The sequence below is a fragment of the Rhodococcus sp. NPDC056960 genome (genome assembly GCF_042674125.1).
Classification (GTDB): domain Bacteria; phylum Actinomycetota; class Actinomycetes; order Mycobacteriales; family Mycobacteriaceae; genus Rhodococcus_F.
The window spans coordinates 19,230-32,386 of sequence record NZ_JBHURF010000028.1 but is presented as its reverse complement, the minus strand read 5'-3'; the positions used below and the strand labels follow the sequence as shown (position 1 = coordinate 32,386).

At 68.1% G+C, this 13,157-nt stretch carries 8 protein-coding genes; 1 reads left to right on the top strand and 7 read right to left on the bottom strand.

Translation table 11 applies throughout. The annotated features are described in order from the left end of the window. Positions 1 to 77 precede the first annotated feature (77 nt). The 4 genes from ACFTWF_RS34895 to ACFTWF_RS34880 form a co-directional block, all read right to left on the bottom strand. Entirely contained in the window at positions 78 to 8,912 is an 8,835-nt protein-coding gene (locus tag ACFTWF_RS34895) for a helicase-related protein (RefSeq protein WP_378465644.1), read from the bottom strand. A gap of 14 nt (positions 8,913 to 8,926) precedes the next feature. Next, positions 8,927 to 9,553 carry a hypothetical protein gene (locus ACFTWF_RS34890; protein WP_378465643.1) on the bottom strand — a complete coding sequence of 209 codons (627 nt, stop codon included), beginning with the start codon at positions 9,551 to 9,553 and terminating at the stop codon, positions 8,927 to 8,929. 399 nt (positions 9,554 to 9,952) lie between these two features. Further along, positions 9,953 to 10,306: a hypothetical protein gene (locus ACFTWF_RS34885; RefSeq protein ID WP_378465642.1), complete on the bottom strand. Its 354-nt coding sequence runs from the start codon at positions 10,304 to 10,306 to the stop codon at positions 9,953 to 9,955. A gap of 87 nt (positions 10,307 to 10,393) precedes the next feature. Then, the gene (locus tag ACFTWF_RS34880) at positions 10,394 to 10,669 is read right to left on the bottom strand and encodes a WhiB family transcriptional regulator (protein ID WP_378465641.1); all 276 of its coding nucleotides are present in this window, start codon (positions 10,667 to 10,669) and stop codon (positions 10,394 to 10,396) included. Positions 10,670 to 10,901: 232 nt separating this feature from the next. On the opposite strand from ACFTWF_RS34880, the gene ACFTWF_RS34875 reads away from it, so the two are divergent. Beyond that, positions 10,902 to 11,102 carry a hypothetical protein gene (locus ACFTWF_RS34875; RefSeq protein WP_378465640.1) on the top strand — a complete coding sequence of 67 codons (201 nt, stop codon included), beginning with the start codon at positions 10,902 to 10,904 and terminating at the stop codon, positions 11,100 to 11,102. Between the two features lie 358 nt (positions 11,103 to 11,460). Here the strand turns inward: ACFTWF_RS34875 and ACFTWF_RS34870 are convergent, their stop codons facing one another. Genes ACFTWF_RS34870 through ACFTWF_RS34860 form a run of 3 tightly spaced genes read right to left on the bottom strand, consistent with a single transcriptional unit; the run spans position 11,461 to position 12,448 of the window. Then, positions 11,461 to 11,667 (bottom strand): hypothetical protein, encoded by a 207-nt coding sequence (locus tag ACFTWF_RS34870; RefSeq protein WP_378465639.1) that lies wholly within the window; start codon positions 11,665 to 11,667, stop codon positions 11,461 to 11,463. 51 nt (positions 11,668 to 11,718) lie between these two features. Beyond that, positions 11,719 to 11,886: a hypothetical protein gene (locus tag ACFTWF_RS34865; protein WP_378465638.1), complete on the bottom strand. Its 168-nt coding sequence runs from the start codon at positions 11,884 to 11,886 to the stop codon at positions 11,719 to 11,721. A 10-nt stretch (positions 11,887 to 11,896) separates the two neighbouring features. Then, positions 11,897 to 12,448, bottom strand: coding sequence for a DnaB-like helicase N-terminal domain-containing protein (locus ACFTWF_RS34860; RefSeq protein ID WP_378465637.1), 552 nt, complete (start codon positions 12,446 to 12,448; stop codon positions 11,897 to 11,899). Between the last annotated feature and the right edge of the window lie 709 nt (positions 12,449 to 13,157).

Genomic DNA, 13,157 nt, shown 5'->3' with positions numbered 1-13,157 from the left:
GTCACACTTTTCAGCCCAGGTCACAGTAGTGGTTCAGGCACGACCAACCTTTGGGGTTGGTCGTGCCTGAAGCCGGTCTATCTTTCCTGATCGTTCACGCGGCCGCGGTCGGCTCGTAATCCGGGTGGGATCCTTTCGATTGTGGTGGTGTTCGTTGCAGTGGCCGCGTTGGCGTGGGTGGGGTAGTCCGAGTGGACCAGGCGTATGACCTCGGCCAACTCCCGATCGGCCTGACTCTCTCCAGCAACGATCGGGACTGTCTCCTGCTGACCGGCTCTTGCCTCTTCCAATGCGACCTGGTCCCGTTCCCATACCGCAACTGGTGGGATGGCGGCTTCCGTGAGCGCGGTTCCGACGGCCTTCTCGGCGGCGGTGATTGCGGCGTCCCGGGTGGGGAAGGTGCCGCTGTCGAGGGTTTCCCTGTCGTTGTGGGTGGACCAGTACCAGTCGCGTCCGGTCCATTTCACGACGGCGCCGGGATCGCCGGTGTCGCGGTCGAATCCTGCGGTGAGTTCGGAGCCGATGTCGTCGGTGCGCTGCCACCGTGGTGGTTGCGGGTTCGCTGCCCGCTCCGCCTGCTCTTCGGCGTACTTCTTGGCAGCCTCCAGCATCCGCAGTGGGGTGATCTCCCGGAGCTTTTCCCGGGTCATCCCCTCGGCTTCTGCGTGCCCGCGGGTGGCGTTGAGGTCCCTCGTCCAACCGCGGTACATGCCGGCGGCCGCCAACCGCCCCCTGGTGGCTTCCTTCTCGGCGAGAGCCTCGGGGGAGTTTTCCCGGGCGGCGAGGTCGGCGCGCATCTCGTTGTAGGTGTGCGTGAGCCGGGTGATCTCGTCGTCCTTGGTGAACGGGACCCCGAGCTTTCCGGCGAGCTGCTCGGTCTGGGCGACCATGTAGTCGCGGTCCTTGACCTTGAGGTCGAGCGCGGCGGGCAGGTCGGCGGCCATGTTGGTCAGCCGGGTGACCATGCCGGAGCCACCGTCGGCGGAGCCGAGGGCGAGGTCGATCACCTCGGCGTCGAAGGTGCGCACGATTCCACCGGTGAGGTGGAACGCGTATCCGCCGACCGACAGCCGGCCGACGGTGATGTCGGCGCCAGCGATCTCGGCCAGCAGATGCTGGCCGTCGGGTTGGCGTTCGAGGTCGGCGGCGATGTGCGCGAGCCGGGTCTCGATCGCTTTGCGGACCTCGGCGGGTTCGGCGAACGTGTGCTCGTGGCCGCTGACCGTGAGAGTGCGCTGCTTGCGGGGCAGCTCACCCCAGGCGACCACTGCGTCGGCGACCTGTTGGCCTTCCTCGATCTCCTTGGTCACGATCGGCAGCCGGGTGCGGTTGTCGTGCAGTTGCCACTTGATCCGTTCCTGGTCGGAGCGGTGGGCGCGGGCTTCGGCGTTCAGTGTGCGGAGCCGGGTTTCGAGTTCGACGACCTCGATGTAGCGGGGGTCTCCGGTGGCGGCGGCCTTGGTCGCGGCCATCGAGGAGGTCATGTCGTCGCCGCCGATGTCCTCGGCCTCGGAGACGTCGAGCCGGCCGCGGCGGAGTTGCTCGATGTACCCGGATTTGCGTTCCACGGTCTGCCATTTGGTGGTGTCGAAGGAGCGTTCGCCGACGATGTTGATGATCTCGACGGTCTTGTTCTGGTTGCCCTGTCGGATGATCCGGCCTTCGCGTTGTTCGAGGTCGGCGGGTTTCCAGGGGCAGTCGACGTGGAAGAGCGCGGTGGCGCGTTTCTGCACGTTCATGCCGGTGCTCATCGCCTCCGAGGAGCCGATGAGGACCTTGACCTCACCGCGGCGGCAGGCGGCGAACAGCTCCCGTTTGTCCTTGGGTTTGGGGTAGTCCTGGATGAACTGCACCGCGCTCGGGGCCATGCCGCGGGCGACGAGGTCGGCGCGGATGGCGTCGTAGAGGGTGTCATCCTGGCCGGGTTTGGGGGTGCCGCGGTCGAGGAACACGATCTGCAGCCCGCCGGTGCGCGGGTCCGGGGCGCCGGTGTCGTCGAAGTAGACGTTGTCGGCGGTCCGCTGTTCGATCTCCCACAGCTTGTTCACCAGCAGGTCCACTCGGCCTTCGCCCGGTGGTGGGGCGTCGAGCCCACCGAGGCGGGGGTCGAGGGTGACGTTGAGGCCGTCGCTGCCGATCTTGAGTTTGTTGTCGATGTGCGCGGTCCGCGCCGAGCACTTCTGCATGCGCGCGTCGAGGTCGATCATGAAGTCGCGGACCTGTTGCGGCAGCTCGAAGCTCAGGTTCTGCCGGCCGCCACCGGCGATCTCGGGGAGCACGGCGGGCACCTGGTCTCGGGTGACGACGTCGGTGAACTGGGCGTTCATCGCCATCAGGGCGGGCAGGTTCACGAACTTCCCGATCCTCGACACCGAGCGCAGTTCGTTGCCGGTGACGTTCATTTCGACCGATTGGCGCATCGCGGCGAAGTTCGCGGCCCAGGCATCGATGCTCCCCATCCGCCCGGCGTCGAGCAGGTCCGGGCGCAGGTACTTCGTCATCACCCACAGCTCGGACATGGAGTTGGCGACCGGGGTGCCGGTGGCGAAGGTGACCACCTTCTCCGGAACGGGTTTGCGGCCCTCGACCGCGGCCCGCTGGCGGTACTTGCGCCGCAGGTGGGACAGTTTCATGTCCAGGTCGGTGGCCCGACTCGACCCTTCCCGCAAGGCCAGGTCGGCGTTGTTGGACTGGCGCTGCAGGTTCTTCCACAGGTGCGCCTCATCGAGGAACAGGAAGTCACAGCCGGTTTGCTCGAAGGAAAATCCGGCGTCCTTGGAGTCGGCGTTGATCTTCTTCTCGAGTTTTTCCTCCCACCGCTTCTTGGCCTTCTCGATTTCCTTGATCGTGTTCTGCCCGGTAGCGGCCTCGCGGGCTTCCTCGAGTTTGGCGAGCTCGTCGGCGATGTACGCGGCCTGGGTGTCGACCGAGCACTGCATCTTGGTGAACGCCGGCTCGGGGACGATCACCAGATCCCAGTCCTGCGACGCCGATTGCGCCATGAACAACTGCCGGTCGGCGCGGGACTTGAAGTCGTCGCCGACCAGCACTCGGGCGCCGGGGTAGGCGTCGGCGACCTCGCGGGCCCACTGATCGACCAGGTGATTGGGGACCACCACCCAGGGCTGTTTGACCTGCCCGAGGCGGCGCATCTCCATCGCGCACATGGTGATCGACCAGGTCTTGCCCGTGCCGACGGTGTGGTCGAGCAGGATCGACGATTCGTTGATCTGCCGCACGGCCACCGCCGCCTGGTGCGGGTGGGGTGTGATCCGCAGTCCGGGGAAGGTGCGGCCCTGCCCGTCGTATTTCGGGTCGACGAACGAGTTGAACCGGTCGTTGAACACCCGGGTCAACTCCGCGGCCCGGGCGGGGTCGTTGAACAGCCAGTCCCCGAACGCGGTTTCGAGCATCACCGCCCGCTGCTGGAGTTCCTCGGTGAGCTCTTCGTGGAACCGCGGCTTGGGGGAGTACTCGAGTTCGGCCTCGGTCTTCAGCACCCGGATCGGCTGGTTGTTGGCGATCTTCTCCATCAGCGACAGCCCGTCGACACCGCGGCGGTCACCGGCGGTCTCGGCGTTGAGCCCGTAGGGGTCGGTGTACTGGTCGCTGCTGATCGTGAAGTCCCAGGACGCGGTGACGGGGGAGTACTCGACCGCGACCCTGGTGTCGGGGTGCACCGAGAACGTGTCCCGGATGAACTGCTCGTACATCGCCGTCGGCACCCAGTTCGCGCCGGGGCGGACGGTGATCGAGGTGGGGTCCTGATCGGCGGGGATCACCCGGCGCAGCGCCTCGACCGCGCCGGCGTAGAGCTGCGGGTGCTCGGCCGCGGCGGCTTCGGCGGCCGCCAACTTCTCCCGCACGTTCCCCGACAGGAACCGCGGCGCCGGGATCAGCTCGGTCCGGTCCTCCGGGTCGGGAAAGATCAGCCCAGCAAGTTGGGTGCGGGCGCCGGCGGCGTCGATGCCGACCAGGCCGGCGATCCGGTCCAGGTCGACCCGGCCGGTCTCGTCCAAACTGACTGCCAGCGCTTCGGCCACGTCCTGGGCCGTATGCGCCCGTTGCGGTGGGGTGATGACGTCCTCGGTGAAGATCTTCGATTTGCGCGCCTGCTGGGTGTCCTCGTCGAAGATCTCGATGCTGCGGACCAGCTGGATGGCGGGGTCGTAGCGGATGGCGCCCTCGAGGTGGCGCATCTTCTTCCACGGCGGGTTCGGCTCGGACGCCTCCGCCAGCAACCGGGCGGCGACGTCCTCGGGCAGTACGCCGGTGACCGGGCCGATCTCGTCGCCGTTGTTGCGTCGCCACCGTTTCTCCAGGTCGGCGAAGCGTTTGTCGATCACCTTCTGGTTCGGTGGTCCCGGGGTGATCCAGGTGAACCGGTTGAGGGGACCGTACTTTCGCGTGTACGTGTCGTACTGGCGGTTCAGCTGCGTGCGCAGCCGGTTCTTGGTGTCCTCGTCGCCGCCGGTGCGTTGGGCGTCGACGAGGTCGGTGACGGTGCCGGCCATCGCGAGCATGGTTTTCCATTGGGCGCCGCGGGCCTTGTCGATTTTCGACGGCACCGGCGCCCACCGGCCGCCGATGGACAGCTGTTCGAACAGCTCGATGTCGGTGTTGAACCGCACCGAGCCGGGGACCTCGGTGATCGCGGCTTCTTCGGCGGTGACCAGCCCGGGCCGATCGAGCATCGGGTCGGTGGCCGGTTGCTCCGCGTCCTGGCCGAGCCCGGCGGCGTTCGCGGTGTCGATGAGGGCGGTGAGCCGGTCGCGGACCTGGTCGGCCAGGGGGCGGCTGGTGTCGCCGGTGACCGTCAGGGTGGCCGCGGCGTACATGCCTGTCCCGGCGCCGAGTTCGCCGAGGACGTTCTCCGGATGGGCCAGGAAGTAGTCGTTGACCTTCAGTGCGCCGCCGGCCAGCTCGGCGGGGGAGGTGGTGATCCACTGCTCGGTGTCCGCCGACATGCCCCGGCCGGCCTCGCGGCGGCGGAAGATCAGCAGGTCGGTGACCACATCGGTGCCGGCCTGCCGGTCGAATGCCTTGGTCGGCAACCGCAATGCGCCGACCAGGTCGCCGAGGTCGGTGATCTCCTCGCGGGCCTTGGTCCGCTGGGCGTCGGAGGTGAAGGCGCTGGTGATGACCGCGACGTAGCCGCCGGTTTCGGTCAGGGCGAGGGATTTGCGGACGAAATGGTTGTGGATGGTCAGCCCGGACGGGTTGTGCAGCGGATCGGTGACCGCGAAGTTCCCGAAGGGGACGTTCCCGATCACCGCGGTGAACGCGCCCTCGTCCGGGGAGAACTTCTCGAATCCGTGGTTGCGGACCTGATGGCCGGGGTAGAGGTGGTGCGCGATCCGGGCGGTCATCGGGTCCAGCTCGACCCCGACCATCCGGGTGTTCTTCGGGGCGTGGCCCATGAAGTTCCCGGCGCCGCAGCCCGGTTCGAGGACCCGCCCGCCGGTGAATCCGGCCCGGCCCAGCGCCGCCCACATCTCGGCGGTGATCGCCGGGTCGGTGTAGTGGGCGTTGAGGGTGGAGGCGCGGGCGGCGTCGATCTCCGTCGGGGTCAGGACGGTGGCGAGTTCGGTGCGCAGCTCGTCCCAGTCGGGTTTGCGTTTGTCGAAGATGTTCGGGACCGCACCCCACCCGGACCAGGCGGCGAGGATCCGCTGCTCGGCGGCGGTGGCGGCCCGGTCCTCGTCCTCGAGCCGGTGGACCAGGCCGATCGCGTCGATGTTCGCCCGCGCCCGGGCCTTGGCTCCGCTCGGGGCGAGGATCTCGGTCCCGAGCGTGAAGTTGCGGGCCGGCTCCTGCGGCCGCGGCGCCGCGGTTTCCTCGTCGCCTTCGGCGATGTCGTCAACCGCCGCCACGGCAATACTGCCGGCGGTCGGAACGTCCCGGTCGTCGAGGCTGCGGTCACCGGGGCGGACTGTGGTGTGCTCGATGTCCACCGACCCGGCCGCGGTGGTGCGGTGTCCGGTGCGGACCGCGGCGATCGCGTCGGCCAGGGTTGCCGTGATGACCGGTTCGCCGCCGCCGAGCACCTCCCAGTCCTCGGTGCGCCACCGGTAGTGGACCTCGGTGCGGCCGGGCCCAGGGGCGCCGACCAGGTACTCCGTGGCCCGGACCGCCTCGAGGTCGGGGGCACCGGTTGCGGCGGAGAACAGGTCGTCGGGTTCGGCGGCGCTGGTGTGCAGGGTGTCGAATGCGTGGCCGGCGACGTCGAGGCGCAGGATCTCCGGCATGTTGAGGCCGTGGGCGCGGCATGCCGCCACCAGTGCGGGGTGCTCGCGCTCGACCTCGGTGAGGATCCGCGAGTGCAACTCCCGGGACGCCTGCGAGGTCAGGAAGCCGGTGCGGCCCAGGCTGGGGTGCGGTGAGGTGGCGGCCGCGACGAACACCTCGTCCTCGCGCAAGGCTTGCCCGGTGATCTCGGCGAACCGGCCGCGGGCCTGCTCGGCGACCATCCCGCTGCGGACCGGTCCCGCGGACTGCTGGCCGGCGCCGACGGTGGCCCGCCGGACCGCGGGTAGGTGGTGGCTGCCCCACAGCTCGCGGCTCTCACCGCCGTCGGTGGTGACCTCCCAGATCGGGCTGCCGGTGTGCGGGGTGAACCGGTGCACCTGGGTGCGGGGCCGGTCCGTCCGCACGAAGGTCTCGCCACCGCGGGGGAACCATTCGGTGGCCTTGTCCCGGTAGACGTCCTCGAGGGACGCCAGCAGCGGCCCCCGGACCTCCGCGGTGAGCCATGAGCGCCCGCCGTGGTCGTCGATCACCGCCGCCAGCTCAGGGCGCTCGGTGAGACGATCGGCCAGGTCGTCGGCCGCGGACTCGAGAACAGGGCTGGCCCGCTTGGTCACCAGGGTGCTCGCCGCCAGCGCCACCACCAACGGATCCTGAGCAAGCTCCTCGTACGCCCACACCCGCCACCTCTCCACGGCCGCAGTGCGGTCGTCGACGCTGCCAGCCGCCTGCCAGGCGCGCAGGCCGCGGTCCGGGACCTGCGCCCGGGCGGCGTCGGCGCGGTGCTGCGCCTCGGCCACCGCAGCCGGGTCGGCGCCGTCGAGCATCAGGGCGGTGTGCACGCGTTGAGCGTCGAGCCAGGCATGGATCTTGTCCCGATCCGGAATCTCGTCAACGGCCTGCAGATCCGCGCCGGGTGCTGTTACCGCGTCGACGATGTCGACCTCGGCCGTCGCGGCGGCCGCCGGGGTGGGCGCGTCCGGGTCGGGGGAGTCCTTGACCGCCTCGTGGACCGCCTCGAGGGTGGTGGCGATGTTGTCGTGCAGCCAGTACGCCGCCGCCTGATACTGCGGATCGGCGCCGTCCACGGACAGCAGCCAATCGCTGACGGTGAGGCCCAGGAGCCGATGCCGGCCGACGCTGAGGTAATCCTCGGGCCGGCGCCGCAGCACCTGCAGGCGGGGGTGGGTGATCATCTCGGCCTGCAGATCGGCGAGGACCTCGCCTTCACGTGCCCGCGCCCATTCGGTCCGGGCACCGTGCCAGCCGCGGCCCCAGTCCGTGAGGATCTGCTCGGTGCGCGGGTCACCGACGGGGACGCCGTCGAGTGCAGCGCGGACTCGCGGGTCCGCAGCCGGGACCGGGGCACCACCGGTGAGCCCGTGTTCGGTCCAGGCGTCGGCGCCGACGTGGCGCCAGTCCACCGGGTCGATGCGGTGGCTGTTGGCGTGGACGCGGCCCAGGGTGTCCTCGGCCAGTTGCTGCCGCTGCGTTTCGGTGTCGGGGCCAGCGGCGGCCACGACGGTGTTAAGGGCCTGCTGCACCGGCCCCGCGGCGGTGAACTGCGCGGCCAGGCCGGTCGCGGCCTCGGTAACAGCAGGATTCGCTTCGAGGGCGAGGACCGCGGCGTCCGCGGCTACGCGATCGGGGTGGTGCTGCGCCCAGGCGCGGGCGGGCAACTCCGCCGCGGCCGCCTGCCATCGGGCCGGGTCGTCGAGGGCGGCGCGGGCGATCGCCGCGACCTGCGGGTCCTCGCTCATCACCTGCTCTACCAGCAGGGCCTGCACGTCCTCGTGGGTCTTGCGGGCCGCCCAGATCATGAACTGCTCGAACGTGTTGGTCTCTACTCCGGCGACCAGGTTCAGGTGCTCGTCGGCCAGCACCTGCCCGCCGATGTCGTCGAGCAACGCCGCAATGCCCTCGTCGTCGGCGACGGATTCGCGTTGGCTGGTGAACTCGGCGACCAGCTCTCGCAGCGGCCGCCGGCCAGCCACATCGTCCGGGGCCGGATCCGGAGCCGGTGTCTGAGAGGGCCGGTTTTCGCGGTCGGTGCGCTGAGCGGCGAGTTGCTCACGAATCTGCGCGGACCGCTCCCGTGCCTGTCCGGGCGTCAGTGGGGGACCGGTGTGCTCAGCCCGCTCATCCCGCGCCCGTTGGGTTTCCGCCTCGGCGAGGATGCGGGCGATCTCCGGGTCGGAGGCGTTCGCGACCTTCCCGGACCGGGTTCGCAGCACCTTGATGTGCTCGTCGGCGCGGCCGATCGTCAGGTCGTCGGGCAGCCGCACCGGCAACCCCCGCCGCCGCCGCAGGGTCCGCAGATATGCCTGCTGCCGATCGGTGGCCGGGCGGTCGCGCCAGTCCCGGCGCGGTGGCCGGGCCCGGCTCAGGGCGGCCACGTCCACGCCGTCGACGTCGTAGCCGGCGGCAGTGCACACCTGCCGGGCACGCTCGGCCGCGTCGCGGGCCTCATGGGCGTCCGCCGACACCCGCTCGACCCGGGCCGCCATCCGGTCCGCGGTCGTGGTCAGGTCGTCGATCAGCTCCGGATCGGTTCCCAGCAAAGCGGTTTCGGCGGCCTGCACCTGAATTTGCTGTGCACCGCGGATCAGAGTGGACAGCTTGCTCTCGACCTCGTCGAGATGTCGGGCGGCCTGCGCATAGGCCACCAACTCCGGTGGAGCTACACCACTCGGTTCCCCGCGGCCTTCGACGCCGTGATCTGCTCGTCGATCATCTGCGCCAGCTCGTCGGCCAGCGGATCCGCCGCCGTCAGCGGTGTGGTCACGTTGTCCTCCATCCGTTGCGCGATCAGTGATTCCGCGTACGTCCGAAACGTCATCGCCTCGCTCGGCCACACCCTGCGGACCACCTGCCGCGCCAGGTCCGGCACCTCGACCATCCCCGTCCGCCAGCGGTCGGGATCGCGGGCCTGACGCTTCGCCGCGATCTCGGCCTCGATCCGCTGCTCGATCCTCAGCTCCCGGGCGATCTGCTCCTCGCTGATCTCCGGCACCTGCGCGTACAGCTCCTCGCTCAGCACCGCCTCCCGGCTGTCGTGTTCGGCCTGCGCGATCAGCTGATGGGTCGTCATCACGTCCGGGTCCTGCCCCGGGTGCTCGGCCTTCCAGTTCCGCACCAGATACCCCTGACCGCCCCCGAACCGCTGGGACGCCAGCTCCGTCAACCGCTGGGCCTCCTCGTCGAACTGCGCCAGCAGTTCTGTTTCTGTCGCGGCCGGGTCCACGCCCAGGTGCTCCCGCCAGATCCGCTCCACTTCCGAACGAATCGTCGGATCGAACTCCGCCATCGTCATGTCCTTCCTGAGTGAATTGTTCGCCGGTTTCCCGCATCTCGCTCATCGGCGACCTCCGAGCACGATGCGTGCGCCAGTGCACGCGCTGTCGGGGTCGCCCACAGTCGCCATGAGGCGAAACAGGTGGGAGGGGTGTGCGGTGATCGTCCTGCGGGCCATACGGACCTTCCCTGCGTGCGGTGCATCGACCGCCGCGGGGCATGACTGACCACGGCGGCAATGCTCACGTCACGCTCAGGCGCCGTCCCGCGCTCAGCGTACGAGCGATTGTCGCTTCGATAACTCAAGATCATCATCCATCCCACCCCCATCGCGCCACTCGAGTGTGGCGCCCGGCACACGAAAGTCTTGGTTCGGTGCTCGGTGAGACTGTTACCGTGCCGGCCGCTGCCGCTACGCCGGGAAGGCGCCGTCGGGGTGGTAGCTGATCGAGTTGCGGCTGGTATTCGGGGTCGGGAAGGGTTGCCCGACCATCGGATGCCCCTCGATCACCTCGCCTTCGACGGCTCGGCGATCGCCATGCTTGGACACCGCGGTCACCCGGGCCACGGCCCGCACGATCCAGTCCGGATCGACCACGACCGCAAGATCCTGCTCCAGGGCCCGGCCCTCCTTCAGCTTCCACACTCCCCGAGAGCGGTTCCAGCATTCGGCCTCGCCTAATCCAGGCCGGTATCCGACCTGAGTCCGGCCGAGGGGATCTCCAGGCCCGAGCGGTTCCTCCTCGCCCATCCGGAACACGATCACCGGCAAGCCCCTTCCGCATACTTGGTACTGGGACCAAGTATGGACGACCGCGGGCGGGCTCAGCCCACCCCCGTCGCCGAGGGCCTGTCATCGCAGGAGCGCTTTCACGCGTTGGCGGCGCTGTGCCGTGCGGATCGCTTCCATGTTCACCCCGCCCCAGACGCCCCACCGTTCGCCGACCGCCAATGCCTCGGATAAGCACTGGCGCCAGACCGGGCAACCCGCACACACCGCCTGTGCGGCGCGCAGATCCTCGCGCCGACTCGTTCCGTCGCCTTTGACCGGAAAGAACAGATCCGGGTGTACCTGCGTGCATACCGCGATGTCTCGCCACGTCCCTGCGTCGTCCGATGCGCTTCGCATAACCCGTCCTTTCATACTTTTTACTAGTTAAAAGTATGAGCTGCGCGGTGGCAGTGTCAACCCAGACGCCCGTTTTTCGATGTCTCTATTGACGGAAGCGCCAGGTCCAGGCGATGATTTGGGTATCCCACCTGCGGTGGGGAGAGGGCTCGCCCCTCTGTTGGAGATCACTCATTGGGCAGCACCACAACGGTCGCTGTCGTCGTGTGTCCGCCAACAGAAAGGGGTCCACATGGACCTGGCCCAACCCGAAACTCTGGTCTCGATCGCTCTGGTGATCGCCGCCTGCTTCGTCTTCTTCGTGACCGCCTGCCTGGTCACCGCCATCCTCATCGTCATCCTCACCGGCAGCACCGCCGGTCTCCGCGACTTCGCGAAGGTGATCGCCGCCTTCGGCAGGGTGGTGAGGTTCTGGTTCCGGTTCGGCAGCTGACCGGCGAGATCTCCAACGCGAGGAGAGTCCCCGGCCTCGGGCCGGGGACTCTCCTCATACGGATTTCCGTCTATCCGTGTTTCCGCATTTCCGTTCCGTCGGTTCTCATGTGCGGCTCCGACTGTCGCGGGTGTCATCCCTCGCTGACGGTCGCAGCGCGTACCGGAATCTGCCACGTGTCAGAGTGCCGTCCTACACTGCCCACGCGACGAGAAAGGGGTCGCCACCCACTACCACGGTCGACGGGGAGCGATTTCCTGTCGCCCTGATCCGAGAAGACCCTTCCCGGATCGGCGGGGTGGCGATCTCTTCCTGTTCGGCCCGGCCCGGGGTGACGACGTGAGGCGGTCACCGGACGTCAGAAGACACCGGCGTTGAGAAAGACACCGATCGTGGCCGTGGTGACACCACCCACCAGGATGTAGGTCGTCACGTCACGGAAGTCGCCGTCGCTGCGGAATCGGCTGTCTCGCAGCCTCCAGAGTCCGTAGGCGGCGATGCCGGCGCCAACCAGGATGATCCACAGGATGGCTGCCAGCGGCGGCATTGTCGGGCCGATGTTCATGTGAGCAGTTCCCCCTGGATTTGCGTGCGGCCAGTATGTCGTAGGAGTACGTCAGAAAAGCGCGGCCTGTCCTTCGGCGGCGGCGCAGTCGGTCCTGCGCTCGTAGGCAGCCGCGAAGGACTGGGCGACCTCGGCGTTGATGCCGAGCTCGCGGCCGACTTCGGCCCACGTCAGCCCCTGCTGTCCGAGCGTGTAGGCGTCTTTTTGGTCGTCCGTCATGGGGTTCCTTTCATTCAGTGGCAGCGCAGATCGCGGCGTAGCGTGCGTGAGCGTCGCGTTGACGGCGGCCGAGGTGGCACATGTACTCGTAGAGGTCGTCGGTGGCCACGGTCTCGGTGGCTTCACGCAGAGCCTGGGCCGCGGTCTCGAAGGAGCGTCGATAGGACTGAGCCACCACGGCTTTGGCGTAGTGGGGTGCCCGTTCAGGGAAGGTGGCCGCGCCGACGACACGGACCAGGTGCTGACGCAGCTGCGCGTGATGGTGATCGATGCCGGCCGGGTGGCCGTCGATCTCGTGGGCGACCATCACGTAGTCGTGGGGCTGTCCGCCTCGGATCAGGGCGTGGATCAGCCGGTAGAGGGCCCCGTGCGCGGAATCGGTGAAGTCGCCGACGGTGAGGGTGTCGATGATCGGGCGGGCCTGCGCAGCGGAGATCTGCATCAGCGCAGACAGGCAGCACGCCTCCGCATCGAGATGTGGGGCGTCGACGGAATGCTCGATCGGGTCATGGTCGGGAATCTGCTCGGTGATCGGTGGCGCGAGATGTAGTGGCGCGGCCATTTTTCCTCCCCTTCAAATTTCTTGCTTGCCATTTATTGTAGTCGCCGAAACGGAATTGTCTATATTTAACGAAGGAATTCGTGGCCATTTTTCCACGAAATACTCCCGACATCAGAAAACGGCCCCAAACTGGTGTAACGTCGCTACGCGCAGAGCCTCAGCCCCTTTCTTCCACGCGCCGGGACCGGCTCGCGGACAATCAAAGCCGACGGTCATTGCGCATTTTATTTCAAGAAATTACCGCCATTCAATGCGAAAATAAATAGGGCCGGAAATCAACGCGCGTACCGAGTGATCGCGAACCGATGGCCCGGACGAGAACAACCGCCCACATTCGGGAAATCCAGCTGTTCCGTCCGATTCGGGATCCGTGTGATGGCGGACCCCGACGGGGGTTTCTACGGCGTACGCGAGAGGCCACCTAGATCCGCATGCATTCTGCGCATTCCCAGCGGCCGCCGACGTGGTGGCATGTCCGTCGTTCCTCGCACATCCAGCAGGTCTGGTTGCGTCGTCGTTCGCCGCCGGCGTCCTCAGTTGCCGCCGATGGCTTCGGGCCGGCTGCCTGCGGTGCCGTTGCAGTCGCCGGCCTCTGTCGACCCGCTGGCTGGCCGCTGGCCGTTCGCAGTCGAAGCATGGGGCCGAAGAGGCCGAGGCAGCGTGAGCAGACGTCGTTTTGCGAGGCGACGGGTGTGTCGCAGGCGTGCAC